Consider the following 16,692-nt stretch of genomic DNA (forward strand, 5'->3'; position numbering starts at 1 on the left):
AAATAAATTGGCGCGTTAGAAATACGTTGCACTAACTTGGAATAACCTTTCCACATCACCAATGTAACGTTTATTAACGAGAAAGAGGATAACATGGTCTTCTTCTTCTATTAGTGTATTAGAGTGAGCTATTAACACCTCTATACCTCTAACAATTGCACCAATAGTTGTACCCGGCGGTAACTTGATATTTTGAACTGAGCGCCCAACTACTTTTGAAGATTTCTCATCTCCTTTGGCAACAATTTCAATCGCTTCAGCTGCACCACCACGTAAGCTATACACATTATCAATAGTACCTCGTCTTACATGAGTGAGTAACGCAGAAATTGTGGCTTGTTGTGGTGAAATGGCTATATCAATAGCGCCACCATGGACTAGCTCAACATAGGCATCACGCTGAATAAGTACCATTGTTTTTCGAACACCAAGCTTTTTAGCAAGTAATGAAGACATGATATTAGCTTCATCATCATTAGTTACAGCAATAAATACATCGAATTGGTCTATATTTTCTTCTGTTAATAACTCTATATCTGAAGAGTCGCCTTGAAATACTAGGGTGTTATTAAGTTCAGACGTTAGCTCAGCAGCCCTTGTTGCAGAACGCTCTATTAATTTAACTTGATGATTATCTTCTAGAATACTCGCTAAACCAGCGCCGATATTACCGCCACCAACAATCATTATTCGTTTATAGGCAGGCTCTAGTTTTTGTAGTTCATTCATCACTGCCCGTATGTGAATACTTGCGGCAATGAAAAACACCTCATCATCTGCTTCAATAACAGTAGTACCTAGAGGGCGGATAGGCTTGCCATCTCGATAAATGGCAGCAACACGGGTATCAACATTGGGTATATGGTCTCTTAATGTTGATAATGCATGGCCAACAAGTAAACCACCATAATAGGCTTTTACTGCTACTAAGCTAACACGACCACTAGCAAATTCTAATACTTGTAATGCGCCTGGATAATCAATTAAGCGAGCTATATCACGGGTAACTAATTCTTCAGGTGCAATAACATGATCAATAGGAATGTGTAGCTTATGAAATAATTGCTTTGAATGTTTTAATATTTGGTTTGAGCGAATACGAGCTATTTTTTTATGAGTATTAAATAAAGAAGAACAAATTTGGCAAGTGATCATATTCGTGGCATCGTCTGAAGTAACAGCGATAACCATGTCAGCATCTTCAGCACCCGCGTTTCTTAATACGTCTGGATGACAGCCTTGGCCAGTGACAACTTTAAGATCCATTCTGTCTTGTAGCTCACGAAGTTTTTCTCCGTCAACATCAACAACAGATATATCGTTATTTTCACCAACAAGGTTTTCCGCTAAAGTTCCACCTACTTGGCCTGCACCGACTATTATTATTTTCATTTATTGTTGTTTTTCTCAAATTAGCTTGTGTGTTTTGAATATAGAATAATTTTATTAAGCTTCTACTTTTAATAGTTTAGCGTAATAAAAACCATCCATATTATTTTCACCAGGCAATAATTGCCAACCGATGGTTCCTTCAGTTTGATTTTTCTCGCCATCAATAGGAACTAATTTTGCATCAGTGTTATTTTTAATAAAGTGTTCTATTTGTTCGTTATTTTCTTGCGGTAAAATACTACAAGTAGCGTAAAGTAAAGTACCACCGGGCTTGAGTAAAGACCATGTTTCTTTTAAAATTTGCTGTTGTAAAATAACTAATGCGTCTATGTCACTTGCTTTGCGTAACCACTTTATATCAGGGTGACGACGAATTACACCTGTTGCCGAACAAGGTACATCTAATAAAATACGGTCAAAGTATTGTCCCTGCCACCATGTTTGTGAATTTGCAGCATCGGCGGCAATAACGGTAGCTTCTACATTTAAACGTGTAAGGTTTTCTTGTACTCTAACTAAACGGCTAGCTTCTATGTCAATTGCGGTCATTGACGCTATTTCAGGATATTGCTCTAATATATGGCAAGTTTTCCCACCGGGTGCTGCACAAGAGTCGAGTACTACATCACCTGGTTTACAGTCTAATAAACGTGCAGCTTGCTGAGCCGCGCCATCTTGTACCGATATCCAACCTTGTTCAAAGCCTGGTAGCTTTAACACATCAATAGGGTGTGTAAGTTCGATACCCTGGCTTAATGGGTCAACAGAATTAATTGATATTTCTTCAGCGGCTAATAGTTTTTGATAACTTGCACTATCGTGACAGCGCTGATTTGCTCTCAACCACATCGGCGGCTTTTGCTGGTTTGCGGTAAGTATTTGTTGCCACTTATCAGGATAAGCTTCTTGTACTTTTTTAATAAACCAGCTTGGGTGGTTGTATTGTATTGAAATAGGAAGTGTTGAATCTGGTATTGTAGATTCAGTTACTCCGCTTTTTTCTGTAGCACGAACAAAATTACGCAAAACAGCATTCACTAATGCTTTCATATGACGATTTTTAAGCGTACCTGTTGCCGCTACAGTTTCACTGACAGCCGCATGATCAGGTATACGCATATATTTTATCTGATAAACACCAACTAATAATAGAAAATGAAATACACGCTGTTTTCCCGTTAAGGGTTTTTGCATTAAACCACGAACATCATTTTCTAATTCAGGTAAGTAGCGCATTACGCCATAACAAATCTCTTGTAATAAGCCTTTATCTTTCGCTAACGCTTTGTCTTGCTGTTTTGGGAGCTCATCACCTAAACTACGTCCTTGATCAATAACGCTATAACAACATTTAGCCGCTAATGCTCGAATGTTAACTAGTTTTTGATTATTTGTTTTTGGGGCTGTAATAGTCATTTAGCTCACAACACTATTAATATCTGTACCGTTGATATTAGCACCTACTGTAAACCAATCAGCTCGACCGTTTAGTATATCTTTAATCGGGAGGGCTTTTTTATTTGGTAATTGTAAAACCTCTAAACAAATGGCGCCTTTAGCTGTGGCGACAACAATCCCTTCTTTATCTACAGAGATGATGCTACCAATTGGTTGAGTTGTTTTCATTTCTTTAACTGATGCCTGCCAAATTCGAATACGATGTTGCTTGTTATGCTGAGAATTTTCAGTAAATGTAAATTGTGCTACTGGCCAAGGAATGTAAGCTCGAATTTTTCTATCTAATTCATGCGCTGTTAAATTCCAGTCTATTTCCGCTTCGTTTTTATCTAGTTTATGTGCATAGGTAGCTAGATCATTATTTTGCGTAATCGCTTTATGCGCACCTGTAGTCATTAATGCTAAGGTATCAACTAATGCGTTTGGCCCAAGTTGAGCTAACTTTTCATAAAGGCTAGCACTTGTATCGCTATTTTCAATGGTGCATTCTGCCGTTAAAATCATATCACCAGTATCAAGACCTTTATCCATTTGCATAATGGTGACACCCGTTTTTGAATCGCCAGCTTCTAACGAACGTTGAATAGGTGCAGCGCCTCGCCATTTAGGAAGTAATGAACCATGTACATTAATACAACCTAACTGTGGTGTAGTAAGAATAACTTCTGGAAGTAATAGGCCGTATGCGACCACTACCATAACATCCGCATTATATTGTCCTAATTGCTGTTGATCACTTGCCTCTTTAAAATTAACAGGTTGCTCAACAGGTAAGTTATTTTCAAGTGCTAATAACTTAGTGGCACAGGCTGTTAATTTTTTACCACGTCCGGCAGGTTTATCTGGCGGGCAATAAACAGCAACAACATTATGTTGGCTATTAATAAGGGCTGCTAAATGTTGGGCAGCAAAGTCGGGTGTTCCAGCAAAAATGATATTTAATGGCTTTAACAAAAGTATTTCCTAAGGGTAAAAGTTAAGCGTTGGCTTTATCTAAACGTTCTTCTTTTTCTAGCTTTAATTTTATGCGTTGACGTTTTAGTGGCGATAAATAATCGACAAACAAAACACCATTCAAATGATCAAGCTCGTGCTGAATACAAATACTTAACAATTCTTCACCATCAAGTGTAAATTCTTCACCAGCTCTGTTTAAAGCTTTCACGGTACAAGTTGTGTGACGGTTCACTTTTGCATAAATACCAGGGACAGATAAACAGCCCTCTTCATTTATGACCGTTTCATCGCCTTTATTAATTATTTCTGGATTAATCAATACGATTGGTTGGTCACCATTTTCAGAAACATCCATTACAACGATACGTTGATGAATATCAACTTGAGTGGCTGCTAGACCAACTCCTTTTTCGTCATACATGGTTTCTAGCATGTCATCTATAATGGTTAGTGTGTCGTCTGTAATTTCACTTACAGGCTTAGCCTTTGTTTTTAAACGAGGATCTGGAAAACGTAATACAGTTAATATAGTCATAATCTTACAAATGTTTGATAAAAGAATTAGCGATAATGCTTTTAGAGTGTTATGTTTAACATTATAGCAATTAATAATACAGCATTTCTATAAAAGCATGAAAAACCATAATAAAGGAACGAGTCACATGCTAAAAAAAATAATGTTAATACTTACGTTGTTTGCATGTCCTTTCATTTCACTCGCAGAACAATTAAAGATTAATGATGATGCACCAACGACTTACATAGTTAAGAAGGGTGATACTCTTTGGGATATTTCCTCCATTTTTCTTAATCAGCCATGGCTTTGGCCTAAACTTTGGCGTTTAAATCCTGAAATAAAAAATCCGCATTTAATTTATCCTGGTGACACAATATCGCTAATCTTTGATGAAAATGGTGAACCACAATTACTTCTTAAGGCAAGTAGTAGTAAACCAAGTTATAAGTGGTCACCTAAAATCAGGAAAAAAAATAAAGCTGATACTGCAATTAAGTTATTACCTTTAAAAGTAATAGCACCATATATTAAGTACGACCACCTCTTTAGCGCAGAGCAACTTGAACAATTCCCTCATGTGATTGGTAGTGATGAAGGTTATAGATCAAGTATTAATGGCTTCAAAGTTTATGTTGATAAAGATTTATCATTATCAAAAACGTATGCTATTTATAATAAAGGCGAGGAGATTATTGATCCTGAAACAGATGAGTCACTTGGTTTTTATGTTGACTTAGTTGCTACAGGTCAAGCAGTTGGTAGCGGTAATATAGAAGATGATACGCCAGCAACACTAAAAGTGAGTACAGCCAAACGAGAAATACGTTCGGGTGATTATGTTGTACCTGTACATGAAGGGCAAATGTTCCCATCAGTTTTTACTATGAAAGCTGCAGATAAATCATTTCGTGGTTCAATTATTAAAGCGACAAGTAATGGACGTGAATTTGGAAAACTAGAAGTAGTGATGCTTAATCGCGGCTTTGAGGATGACGTGACCATTGGTGATGTCATGGCGATAAAACGTTTAAGTCCAAGTGTACTAAAAACAAGAACAGGCCCTGAATATACAGAAGAAGCTACTCTATGGGACCGTTTGTTAACACCTAATGGTTCAAGCTATAAAATGCCTGAAGAGTATTTAGGTGAGTTGATGGTTTTTAAAGTTTATCAACAAGTAAGTATGGCGTTAATATTGAGAACAGAAAAACCCGCACGATTAAATGATGTAATTACTGCTCCAGAATAAAGTGTACTATAAAGTTTTGTATTAAAGGTAAGTGTCTTAGGGAGAAGGCAAGTGCAAAAAAGCAAAATTCATTATTGGCTAGCTTTAAAGCTGGTACCACGATTAGCTATTCATAAAAAATTAACGCTAGTTGAGTCTTATGGTTTAACCGCGCTTTTTTCATCTTCAGTAAAAAACAATCCTAGTTTAACATCAGCAAATAATTTAACAGCAAAACAGCTCGCTTCATTTTACCAACCAGATTGGCAAAAAATTGACGATATTATTAGCAGTAGCGATCGTTGTCGTAGCGAAATAATTGTATTTGATGATCCGGTTTATCCGCAGTTGCTTAAACAGATTTACGATCCACCTTTAGTGCTTTTTGTACAAGGTAATACAAAACTATTAAATCAAACTCAATTGGCTATTGTTGGCAGCCGTTCAGCCAGTATTAATGGTCGAGAGACGGCTTTTGAAATAGCACAACAATTGGTTAAAAATGGGTTAGTTGTTACAAGCGGTTTAGCTTTAGGTATTGATGCTGCCGCGCATAAAGGAGCGTTAACGACTTGTGCAAGTACTATTGCCGTTGTTGCTACTGGGCTTGATAAAATTTATCCAGCAAGGCATCGAGATCTAGTGGCTACGATTCTTGAAAAAGAAGGGGCCATCATTAGTGAGTTTTTACCTGGAACTTCACCTAAACCAGGGCACTTTCCTAAGCGAAATCGTATTATTAGCGGGTTAAGTGTGGGCGTTTTAGTCGTAGAGGCTGCTTTGCAAAGTGGTTCACTTATAACAGCACGTTGTGCTTTAGAACAAAATCGTGATGTTTTTTCAATACCTAGCGGTATTAACAACCCTCAAGCAAAAGGCTGTCACTGGTTAATTAAACAAGGAGCTAAACTTGTAGAGGAATCTGCCGATATAATGGATGAGTTAGCATTTATCGATAATTTTGATTCACAATTGAAGCCACAACATAAACCTCAATTATTTATAAATAAAGAAATTGATGAAAAAAGGTCAAATAAGGACTTGTTTGTTGATGAATTGTTGGCTAGTGTGGGATTTGAAATTACGCCTGTAGATAAAGTGGTTTCAAGAAGTAAGCTACCTGTTGAAGAAGTGCTAACGCGGTTAACAATATTAGAGTTGAATGGTCTGGTAGCTGCAGTACCCGGAGGCTACCTTAGATTACATAAATAATAATCATAAGGAATAAGGGGCTAGTTATGTTCGATATTTTAATGTATTTGTTTGAAAATTATATACATAGTGAAGCCGAAGTCATGGTTGATCATGACATATTGACGGATGAATTAACGCGAGCAGGTTTTCATCAAGATGAGATATATAAGGCGCTTAATTGGTTAGAAAAACTAAGTGCTTTACAAGATTCTGATGCTTATCCTTGTTTAACACGTGTAGGTAATAAATCTTTTCGTATTTATACTGAAAACGAAATGCAGTTTCTCGATACAGAAAGTCGAGGCTTCATTCTATTTTTAGAGCAAGTAAATGTACTAGATTTTACAACGCGTGAAATGGTAATTGATAGAGTAATGGAATTAGATACTAATCATTTCTCTATAGATGATCTGAAGTGGGTTATTTTAATGGTTCTCTTCAATGTTCCTGGTCAGGAAAATGCTTACTCGCAGATGGAAGAGCTCATTTTTGAAGAGCAAGAAGGCCCTTTACATTAATACCATTTGTTATTAACTGGCTTAATTATTAAGTCAGTTAATGTTGCCATATTGTTTAAACAACAATTATGGCATAATAACTTATCTTGTTATGTAAATAGCGGCTATAGATCAACAGACAATGTCCAAGTCAGATAATCCTTTATTCTCCCATCACGAACATGCTTTAGAGAAAGAATATCAAGTGTGCCCAGAATGTGGCTCTGAACTTTCTATTAAGCATGGTAAAAGTGGACCTTTTTTAGGATGTGTTAATTATCCTAGTTGTGCTTACACTAGACCCGTTGTTGAAAATGAGCGTGTTGAAGATAAAATTCTTCAAGGCAGCGAATGTCCTAAATGCAATCATAATTTAGCTGTAAAACAAGGTCGATATGGTATGTTTATCGGTTGTAGTAACTTCCCCGATTGTGATTACATTGAGCATGATGAGCCTAATGAATTAGCTGATATATCGTGCCCTAATTGTAAAAAAGGTTTAATTAAAGAAAAGACGAGCCGCTTTGGTAAAAAGTTTTATTCGTGTGATGCTTATCCCAAGTGCAAGTTTATTGTTAATTTTGAACCAGTAGTAGGAACATGTCAGCAATGCGACTATCCTCTATTATTAAAACGAAATATGGCTGCAGGCGTCAAGTATCAATGTGCCAGTAAAAAGTGCTCAGCAATGCAAAAGATAACACCATAAAAAAAGACGCTAATTAGCGTCTTTTTTAGTTAAACATCGTTAATAATACTGACGTTTAATTATGAATGCTTAACTATGTTTATTAAGGTAGCTAGTCGAAAAGTCATTTAGATCCGGGAATGCTGATTGCGACAATAGCTTTGATAACGCGCTTAAGCGTTGCGCTAGCACTAATTCATTCTCACCACTCACGTTAATATGACCCATTTTACGACCGGCACGTTTATCTTTGTTATACCAATGAATAGTAACACTTGGAATCGATAGTACTTCGTCAGAGACTGTATCTTCACCAATGATATTAACCATTGCCGTTGGTCTAACTAAAGCGGTACTACCTAATGGTAAGTCGCAAATCGCTCTTAAGTGATTTTCGAACTGGCAAGTATCGGCGCCTTGCTGAGTCCAATGCCCAGAGTTGTGAACGCGTGGTGCTATTTCGTTTACTAGCAGTTGATTACCCACTTGGAAAAATTCTATAGCTAACACACCCACATAATTTAGTTCATCGGATATAGCTTTAAAAACCTGCGCTGCTTGCTTCTGTAATACTTCATCAACTTTTACGGCAACAGATACACTCAATACACCTTGTGTATGATGGTTCTCAGTTAACGGGTAAGCGGCAACATCACCATTTCTGCTGCGTACTCCAATAAGAGAAACTTCTCGGTCAAAGTTGATCATCTGTTCCGCAACAATACCTTGTTTAACAGATGTTGTTGAGGATTTGAGAAAGCTCTCCATGTCTTGCCAGATACTATCCGCGTCTTCTACTGATTTTAAGCGCCATTGACCTTTACCGTCGTAACCTTCTAAGGCACTTTTAAAAATGACCGGTAACGTTAATGATGCTAAAGCTGCAGCAAAATCTTCTTTTGTTTGAATAAAAAAATGTTTTGCATTAGCAACATTGCATGATTCAAGTAGCGCTTTTTCTAAGCGTCTATCACCACCTATCTTTATTGCATTACTACTCGGAAATAGTTTATTCGACTGCTCACATTCAGCAAGCGTGTCATGTGCAACATGCTCAAATTCGGCGGTGATTACTTCAGCATTGGTAATTCCTTGTGCTAAATCACCATAAATATGCTCAGGGCTAATAGGTTGAACGACTTTAAGGCTTCTTACATCAAATGCTTTCACATCTAAATTTAAAGGTGTGCCTGCTAACTCCATCATGCGAGCGAGTTGACCGGCACCAAGTACAAGAACTTTTTTCATTATGAATGCTTATTCTGCTGGATTTGGATTATTTAAAATAGTTTGCGTTTGATTTTTTCTAAATTCTTCAATATTTTTTTGAATTTTTTCATCAAACGTACCAATGATTTGGGCTGCAAGTAAACCTGCGTTGGCTGCACCAGCGGTACCTATAGCTAAAGTACCTACGGCTATACCTTTAGGCATTTGTACAATAGATAATAATGAGTCTTGCCCATTAAGCGCTTTAGATTGAACTGGAACTCCAAGAACAGGTAAGCAAGTATATGCGGCCGTCATGCCTGGTAGGTGAGCAGCACCACCAGCACCACCAATAATAACTTTAATGCCTCTATCTTTAGCACCTTCTGCGTATTCAGCTAACAAATGAGGAGTACGGTGAGCAGAAACAACTTTGGTTTCATATTTTACACCTAATAGATCAAGCATTTCTGCTGCATGTTGCATTGTTGGCCAATCTGATTTTGACCCCATGATAATACCCACTGTCATGAATTTACGCCCTTTGAAAAAGTATAATGTTCTAGCTAAATGAACAAGGTTAATAAAGAAGCCTGTAATTATAACCTTGTTTCACGCAATACGGAATAATGAAGTTTTTCATTGATAGATTCTATTGTAATACGATACAAATTTTTAACCGTTCTCAGCGCATTAATATAACGTGGCACACCTAATATCAATTTAATGAAATTGCTATTAGGTGTTCTCTAGCCCACTTTGTTAAGATTGCAGCATAGAAGTTTATTGAAAGAGTGTATTGTGGACGAAAGATCTGTTGTTGATGTGTTTTTAAGTGGAGGCATTATCGCTTATCCAACTGAAGGTGTATTTGGCTTGGGCTGTGATCCCGACAATGAGCAAGCGGTTGAAAAATTATTAGCTTTGAAAAATAGACCTGTTGAGAAAGGCCTTATCTTACTTGCGGCTAATTATTCACAATTATTGCCTTATATTAATGATGATCTTATTCCACCTGATAAAAGGTATACCGTTTTATCTAGATGGCCGAATGGGATTACACAAGTTATGCCTAAGAATAATAATACAGCCGCTTGGCTAACAGGAAGGTTCAATACCATTGCCGTGAGAGTGACAGATCAACCAGATGTTGTAGCATTATGTAAACAAACGAACAAACCTATCATTTCAACTAGTGCGAACCTTTCAGGAAGTGAACCTGCAATGACGTGGCAAGCGTTAGAAAATAATGATGAATTAGCATCGAAAATAGATTTTATTATTAAAGGTAAAACGTTAGGGTTTACACAACCTTCAACCATTATTGATGCCTTAACGGGTGAAACATTCAGAGCGTAGTTGTTAGAATTCGAGAGTGTATATCAGTTTTTATTGCATTAAATGATTATGGCTATCTGTTTTAGGTGGATAGCCTTTCATCTGTAACTATATTAAACATAAGAATTTTTACAAGTATTGTTAGCAATTGACCATATGTGAGGCCATTTGATCAAAAGCTTGTCTTAGATGTTGCTCAATTTCATTATTGTTAATCACCTTTTTCATTGCATTATTCATGCAAAGCATCCATAAATCACGCTGCTTTTTAGTCACCTGAAAAGGCATATGTCTTGCTCTAAGCTGTGGATGGCCATATTTTTGCTCAAATAATCTTGGTCCACCGAGCCAGCCAGACAGAAATTCAAAAAACTTCTGTCTGATATTATCTAAAGGCTGTTTGTGAATGGCTAATAATTCTTGTAAATGAATATTAGTTTCCATTTCATCATAGAATGCTTCAGCTAAGTTACGAGTAGCTGATTCTCCACCAATAAGCTGATATAAGCTGTTTTCTTGCAAGTTATGATTGTTTGATTTGGTGATCATGGAAATTATTCTTTTAAGTTTGCTAAACATATTGATGGTTAATAAGGTAAGAAATTTATATTACTATATTCAAACATTATAACCTTAGTTGATAATGAAGGCATATTTAATAAGGTTAATAAAAAGCCGCAACGTTAATAACAAATGATATGGAGTCATTATTAGGCTAGATAACAGCCATAATTAGAGTAAATACTTGATCGAAATCAACTTTGAAATCACTTTTGTTTTTTCACTAAAAAACATTGTCTGAGATCAAGGTTTTTGTTGGTGGTAGGATTATTATGTCCCTAAATAATTAAAGGACATAAAAACATGAAACACTCTATATTAGCAATCGCATTATTATCACTTTCTCTACCAACTTTAGCTAACCAAGCCGGCGATATAATCGTTCGTGGTGGTGCAACAATGGTTTCTCCAGATTCAGGATCTGCCGGCGTAGCATTAGATGGCACACTTACGCCATTATCTCTTACTGTGGATGATAATACTCAGCTTGGTTTGAACCTAGTTTACTTTTTTGATAGTAACTGGGCTATCGAGCTACTTGCCGCTACACCATTTACTCATGATGTTAAGTTACAAGACCCTGATGGGGTTACAAGCTCTTTGTATGGTATTGATCTTAATGGTGCTAATCTTGCTGAAGTTACTCACTTACCACCAACGTTAAGTGCATTATATTATTTTGACACAGGCACAGCATTTAAACCTTATATTGGTGCAGGTATTAATTACACAATTATATTTGATGAAAAATTCACATCAACACCAAAAGCGGCAGGGTTTAGCGATCTAGAATTAGATAACTCTTTTGGTTTGTCACTTCAAGTGGGTATGGATTACGAACTTGATGAAAATTGGTCACTTAATATTTCAGCTCGTTATATAAATATTGAAACAGATGCAAAATTTGATTTAGCCGATCCATTAAATGTAGGATTATCAGGAAAAGGTAGCGCTGCAGTAGATATCAACCCAATGGTATATTCAGTTATGCTCGGTTATAAATTTTAATAAAATTAATTTGTCTAAACCAGAACAAAAAGCAGTAATTTATTACTGCTTTTTTGTATTTTTAAAATGATAATTCAGTTAGGCTACTTATACTATTTCTATAAGGCTATTTTCATGGATCAATATCGTGTTTTTGGTAACCCTATTAAGCAATCTCGTTCACCTTTAATTCATCAGTCATTCGCACTGGCAACTGAACAAGTACTTAATTATGAAATTCAATTTGCTGAACTAAATGGTTTTAATGAAGCTGTAACAGAATTTATTGCACAGGGTGGTAAGGGCGCTAATGTGACAGCACCATTCAAAGAACAAGCAATGGCGATGTGTGATGAGTTAACAGAGCATGCGAAATTTTCTGGGGCTGTTAATACGCTAACTTTTAAAAATGGTAAGATTTATGGTGATACTACCGATGGTGTTGGTTTAGTAAATGATTTACTAGCCCATAATGTCTGCCTTGAAAATAGTCGTATATTATTACTGGGTGCTGGCGGTGCTTCAAAAGGCGTAGTGTTACCTTTATTGAATAAAGCTCCCAAAAGTTTAACAATTGCTAATAGAACCGTTTCTAAAGCTCAAGCGATTGTTGAACAATATACAAATGAACCTCTTTCAGCTTGCTCATTTGAAGAAGCAAATGAACAGGTGTTTGATGTTATTATTAATGCAACGTCTGCTGGTTTAACAGGGGCAGGGTTGCCCATAGCTGAAAAGCTTATCACTGAAAATAGTGTTTGCTACGATATGACTTACGGGAAGGAACTTACCCCTTTCTTGAAAAAAGCAACAGAACTAAAGGCTAAGCAAGTTATTGATGGACTGGGAATGCTTGTGGGCCAAGCTGCGGAAAGCTTCTATATTTGGAGAGGCATAAGACCAAATGTTGATTCTGTTATAGCGAAATTAAAGTCATCTCTTTTTTATAGGTATAAATTTTGAACCAAGCAATATTATTTAATGATGATTTCTCCTTTAGTATAGAAGAATGCGCATGGTGTCTTACTGCTCAAATATCAGGGCAAAAAGCGACAATATACTTTCATTCGACTGAACTTGAAAAATTAAAAGCTATTGATGATTGTACAAAGTACGACTTAGAAGAAGTTGCTGAGCTCTGGTTAGAGAAAAATGAACTAGAGGGAAATGATATTCATATTAAAATATGATGACTCATTAAACACTGTCTATATAGTATAGTGAGTCATCAAATCATTGAATGAACTCTAATTCTTTTGATTTAAGTAGTCATTTTTCAACTCGACATAGTTTTCAGCTGATTTTTTTAGAAAGTCAGCTTCACTTTCTTTTAATTTTCTTGCCTGTTTTATCGGGTTCCCCATATATAGGTAACCACTGAGTAGAGTTTTATTCGGAGGCACTAAACTACCTGCACCAATAAATACATCATCTTGAACAACAGCACCATCCATAATGATTGCTCCCATACCAACTAGAATACGATCGCCTAAAGTACAACCATGCAACATACATTTATGACCAATAGTTACATCTTCACCAATTATGAGTGGATTTCCATTTGGATTATGTTCGCTTTTGCGAGTTACATGCAGAACGCTACCATCTTGAACATTAGTTCTGGCTCCTATAGTGATTAGGTTGACATCACCACGGGCAGCCACTAATGGCCAAATACTCACATCAGCGCCTAAGGTTATATCGCCAACAAGTACTGAACTAGAATCAATATAATTAGCATGACCTAAAATAGGGGATATCCCGTTGTATGTTCTTAAATTAGCAGTAGACATAAAATACCTTAAATAAAATTTAGTAAAAGCTTTAAGCAAAATAGCATAAAAATATCGGTAACTTAATAAATGAAGGAAAAAATGGGTAGAGAAGATCAATAGTTGTACTTGTTTAGGGTTTTATAATTCGACCAAAAACGAAGGTGTTGTCTGTTTAAACGGCAATATCAATAAGGTTTGTATCATTGTTGAGCACTTAAACAAATAATTGAACTTTTTGATAAATAACAGTTGACCCAGTAAAAGAAATCTATACAATGCGCTCCAGTTCCAAGGGGTTCAGGCAAAACGAATCATCAACGGACTGTTTTAATAAGTTATCTACTTTCATTTAATGATAAATAGTTAACTTAACGTTTTAAAATGAAGTGTTTAAGAGTTTGCAAAAACTTTTAAAAAATCAAAATAAAACGTTGACATTAAAACTCGGAAGCGTATGATACGCATCCTGCTTCGGGGCAACAGCAACGAGCAACACGATTCAAGTTAGACAATGGTTCAACTTAAATCGTTTAGGTGAAGAGCGAATGCGACTCTCATCTATATCGACTAACCTAGTTACTCGATATCTTCTTTAACAATTAGTTATCATGCAATTTGTGTGAATACTCACATTAACTTGTTTTTACATAGTTCTTCTTTCTTAGGAAAGCGGAACAAAAAAACGCTTAATGAATGATGTTCATGCAAATAAATATAGTTACTTATTTCTAGCGAGATAGGTGGCGACTATGTAATGCGATATCAGCTTTGCTGGTATCACGACAGAATTCATTGAGCAGTAACACATCACTTTTACTTAGGTAAGAATGGTGAGGTTACACAAACGATTTTTAATTGAAGAGTTTGATCATGGCTCAGATTGAACGCTGGCGGCAGGCTTAACACATGCAAGTCGAGCGGTAACAGAGATAGCTTGCTATCTGCTGACGAGCGGCGGACGGGTGAGTAATGCTTGGGAATATGCCTTATGGTGGGGGACAACAGTTGGAAACGACTGCTAATACCGCATAACGTCTACGGACCAAAGGGGGGGATCTTCGGACCTCTCGCCATTTGATTAGCCCAAGTGAGATTAGCTAGTTGGTGAGGTAATGGCTCACCAAGGCGACGATCTCTAGCTGGTTTGAGAGGATGATCAGCCACACTGGGACTGAGACACGGCCCAGACTCCTACGGGAGGCAGCAGTGGGGAATATTGCACAATGGGCGAAAGCCTGATGCAGCCATGCCGCGTGTGTGAAGAAGGCCTTCGGGTTGTAAAGCACTTTCAGTTGTGAGGAAAGGGATGTAGTTAATAGCTGCATTCTGTGACGTTAACAACAGAAGAAGCACCGGCTAACTTCGTGCCAGCAGCCGCGGTAATACGAGGGGTGCAAGCGTTAATCGGAATTACTGGGCGTAAAGCGTTCGTAGGCGGTCTATTAAGCAAGATGTGAAAGCCCAGGGCTCAACCTTGGAACTGCATTTTGAACTGGTAGACTAGAGTACTGTAGAGGGTGGTGGAATTTCCAGTGTAGCGGTGAAATGCGTAGAGATTGGAAGGAACATCAGTGGCGAAGGCGGCCACCTGGACAGATACTGACGCTGAGGAACGAAAGCGTGGGGAGCGAACAGGATTAGATACCCTGGTAGTCCACGCCGTAAACGATGTCAACTAGCCGTTTGTGTCCTTGAGACGTGAGTGGCGCAGCTAACGCACTAAGTTGACCGCCTGGGGAGTACGGCCGCAAGGTTAAAACTCAAATGAATTGACGGGGGCCCGCACAAGCGGTGGAGCATGTGGTTTAATTCGATGCAACGCGAAGAACCTTACCATCCCTTGACATCCAGAGAAGAGACTAGAGATAGACTTGTGCCTTCGGGAACTCTGTGACAGGTGCTGCATGGCTGTCGTCAGCTCGTGTTGTGAAATGTTGGGTTAAGTCCCGCAACGAGCGCAACCCCTATCCTTATTTGCCAGCGCGTTATGGCGGGAACTCTAAGGAGACTGCCGGTGATAAACCGGAGGAAGGTGGGGACGACGTCAAGTCATCATGGCCCTTACGGGATGGGCTACACACGTGCTACAATGGCAGGTACAGAGGGCAGCAATACCGCGAGGTTGAGCGAATCCCACAAAGCTTGTCGTAGTCCGGATCGGAGTCTGCAACTCGACTCCGTGAAGTCGGAATCGCTAGTAATCGTAGATCAGAATGCTACGGTGAATACGTTCCCGGGCCTTGTACACACCGCCCGTCACACCATGGGAGTGGGATGCAAAAGAAGTGGCTAGTTTAACCTTCGGGAGGACGGTCACCACTTTGTGTTTCATGACTGGGGTGAAGTCGTAACAAGGTAACCCTAGGGGAACCTGGGGTTGGATCACCTCCTTATCTTGAAGTAAAAACGAATAATGGAATGTCCCTTTTAAGAGATATTCAGAGTATTCACACAAATTACATGATAACAAAATTGAAAGAAACCCTGATGGGGCTATAGCTCAGCTGGGAGAGCGCCTGCCTTGCACGCAGGAGGTCAGCAGTTCGATCCTGCTTAGCTCCACCATCTTGCTTCTTTCATGTGAAGAAAGAGACCAAATTTAAATCCACTTTTTAGTGATTTTAAATTTGGTTTTTTAAACCAAGTTTTTAACCGAATGTGAGTTAAAAATTAGTTCTTTAACAATCTGGAAAGCTGATATAAATATCGGTATTTATATAACAAACACGGTGTCGCGCTGTTGTTTGTTACAGTATAAATACCAAGCTGTTATGACATTCTCTTATCGTGAATGCTGTAATGGTGATAATGCATCCCCCAAGGATGTATTATCGAATTCATACTTGCTCTTAGAGCAAAGATGTCTTATCAAGTAACTCATCTTATATCTT

Annotated in this window: 16 protein-coding genes, 1 tRNA gene and 1 rRNA gene; 10 read left to right on the forward strand and 8 right to left on the reverse strand. The window is 37.8% G+C overall.

What is annotated here, in order from left to right:
- Window positions 1-15: 15 nt before the first annotated feature.
- The 4 genes from trkA to def are packed head-to-tail and all read right to left on the reverse strand — an operon-like array spanning window position 16 to window position 4,342.
- The gene (gene trkA, locus GQS55_RS00070) at window positions 16-1,392 is read right to left on the reverse strand and encodes a Trk system potassium transporter TrkA (protein WP_159816771.1); all 1,377 of its coding nucleotides are present in this window, start codon (window positions 1,390-1,392) and stop codon (window positions 16-18) included.
- Between the two features lie 54 nt (window positions 1,393-1,446).
- Window positions 1,447-2,808: a 16S rRNA (cytosine(967)-C(5))-methyltransferase RsmB gene (gene rsmB, locus GQS55_RS00075; RefSeq protein ID WP_159816773.1), complete on the reverse strand. Its 1,362-nt coding sequence runs from the start codon at window positions 2,806-2,808 to the stop codon at window positions 1,447-1,449.
- A complete protein-coding gene (fmt, locus tag GQS55_RS00080) occupies window positions 2,809-3,804 on the reverse strand; it encodes a methionyl-tRNA formyltransferase (RefSeq protein WP_159816775.1) in 996 nt (331 codons plus the stop codon).
- 22 nt (window positions 3,805-3,826) lie between these two features.
- Window positions 3,827-4,342, reverse strand: a complete 516-nt coding sequence (gene def / locus GQS55_RS00085; protein WP_159816777.1) for a peptide deformylase — start codon at window positions 4,340-4,342, stop codon at window positions 3,827-3,829.
- 127 nt (window positions 4,343-4,469) lie between these two features.
- Here def and GQS55_RS00090 point away from each other — a divergent pair, with 127 nt between their 5' ends.
- The 4 genes from GQS55_RS00090 (at window position 4,470) to GQS55_RS00105 (ending at window position 7,952) form a co-directional block, all read left to right on the forward strand.
- Window positions 4,470-5,573 (forward strand): LysM peptidoglycan-binding domain-containing protein, encoded by a 1,104-nt coding sequence (locus GQS55_RS00090; protein ID WP_159816779.1) that lies wholly within the window; start codon window positions 4,470-4,472, stop codon window positions 5,571-5,573.
- Between the two features lie 51 nt (window positions 5,574-5,624).
- The gene (gene dprA, locus GQS55_RS00095; RefSeq protein ID WP_159816781.1) at window positions 5,625-6,764 is read left to right on the forward strand and encodes a DNA-processing protein DprA; all 1,140 of its coding nucleotides are present in this window, start codon (window positions 5,625-5,627) and stop codon (window positions 6,762-6,764) included.
- 26 nt (window positions 6,765-6,790) lie between these two features.
- A complete protein-coding gene (locus GQS55_RS00100; RefSeq protein ID WP_159816783.1) occupies window positions 6,791-7,264 on the forward strand; it encodes a DUF494 family protein in 474 nt (157 codons plus the stop codon).
- A 121-nt stretch (window positions 7,265-7,385) separates the two neighbouring features.
- Window positions 7,386-7,952, forward strand: coding sequence for a DNA topoisomerase family protein (locus GQS55_RS00105; RefSeq protein WP_159816785.1), 567 nt, complete (start codon window positions 7,386-7,388; stop codon window positions 7,950-7,952).
- 69 nt (window positions 7,953-8,021) lie between these two features.
- Here GQS55_RS00105 and GQS55_RS00110 read toward each other — a convergent pair whose 3' ends face one another.
- Both GQS55_RS00110 and purE read right to left on the reverse strand, forming a co-directional pair.
- The gene (locus GQS55_RS00110) at window positions 8,022-9,179 is read right to left on the reverse strand and encodes a 5-(carboxyamino)imidazole ribonucleotide synthase (protein WP_159816787.1); all 1,158 of its coding nucleotides are present in this window, start codon (window positions 9,177-9,179) and stop codon (window positions 8,022-8,024) included.
- A gap of 9 nt (window positions 9,180-9,188) precedes the next feature.
- On the reverse strand, window positions 9,189-9,671 hold the full coding sequence (gene purE / locus GQS55_RS00115; RefSeq protein WP_159816789.1) for a 5-(carboxyamino)imidazole ribonucleotide mutase: 483 nt from the start codon (window positions 9,669-9,671) through the stop codon (window positions 9,189-9,191).
- Between the two features lie 270 nt (window positions 9,672-9,941).
- Here purE and GQS55_RS00120 point away from each other — a divergent pair, with 270 nt between their 5' ends.
- Entirely contained in the window at window positions 9,942-10,499 is a 558-nt protein-coding gene (locus tag GQS55_RS00120; RefSeq protein WP_159816791.1) for a Sua5/YciO/YrdC/YwlC family protein, read from the forward strand.
- A gap of 120 nt (window positions 10,500-10,619) precedes the next feature.
- On the opposite strand, the gene GQS55_RS00125 is transcribed toward GQS55_RS00120, so the two are convergent.
- Window positions 10,620-11,027 (reverse strand): group II truncated hemoglobin, encoded by a 408-nt coding sequence (locus tag GQS55_RS00125; protein WP_159816793.1) that lies wholly within the window; start codon window positions 11,025-11,027, stop codon window positions 10,620-10,622.
- 315 nt (window positions 11,028-11,342) lie between these two features.
- On the opposite strand from GQS55_RS00125, the gene GQS55_RS00130 reads away from it, so the two are divergent.
- From GQS55_RS00130 to GQS55_RS00140, 3 genes are all read left to right on the forward strand, one after another.
- A complete protein-coding gene (locus GQS55_RS00130; protein ID WP_159816795.1) occupies window positions 11,343-12,047 on the forward strand; it encodes an OmpW/AlkL family protein in 705 nt (234 codons plus the stop codon).
- Window positions 12,048-12,161: 114 nt separating this feature from the next.
- Entirely contained in the window at window positions 12,162-12,989 is an 828-nt protein-coding gene (aroE, locus tag GQS55_RS00135; RefSeq protein ID WP_159816797.1) for a shikimate dehydrogenase, read from the forward strand.
- Entirely contained in the window at window positions 12,986-13,216 is a 231-nt protein-coding gene (locus GQS55_RS00140) for a hypothetical protein (protein ID WP_159816799.1), read from the forward strand. The genes aroE and GQS55_RS00140 overlap by 4 nt, the downstream gene beginning before the upstream one ends.
- Before the next feature lie 57 nt (window positions 13,217-13,273).
- Here GQS55_RS00140 and GQS55_RS00145 read toward each other — a convergent pair whose 3' ends face one another.
- On the reverse strand, window positions 13,274-13,819 hold the full coding sequence (locus GQS55_RS00145; RefSeq protein ID WP_159816801.1) for a gamma carbonic anhydrase family protein: 546 nt from the start codon (window positions 13,817-13,819) through the stop codon (window positions 13,274-13,276).
- Between the two features lie 834 nt (window positions 13,820-14,653).
- Between GQS55_RS00145 and GQS55_RS00150 the strand changes: the two genes are divergently transcribed.
- Together GQS55_RS00150 and GQS55_RS00155 are read left to right on the forward strand one after the other, a co-directional pair.
- Window positions 14,654-16,194: ribosomal RNA gene (locus GQS55_RS00150) — 16S ribosomal RNA — on the forward strand.
- Window positions 16,195-16,290: 96 nt separating this feature from the next.
- A tRNA-Ala gene (locus GQS55_RS00155) sits at window positions 16,291-16,366 on the forward strand.
- Window positions 16,367-16,692: the final 326 nt, after the last annotated feature.

This window comes from Colwellia sp. 20A7 (assembly GCF_009832865.1).
Taxonomy (GTDB): Bacteria; Pseudomonadota; Gammaproteobacteria; order Enterobacterales; family Alteromonadaceae; genus Colwellia.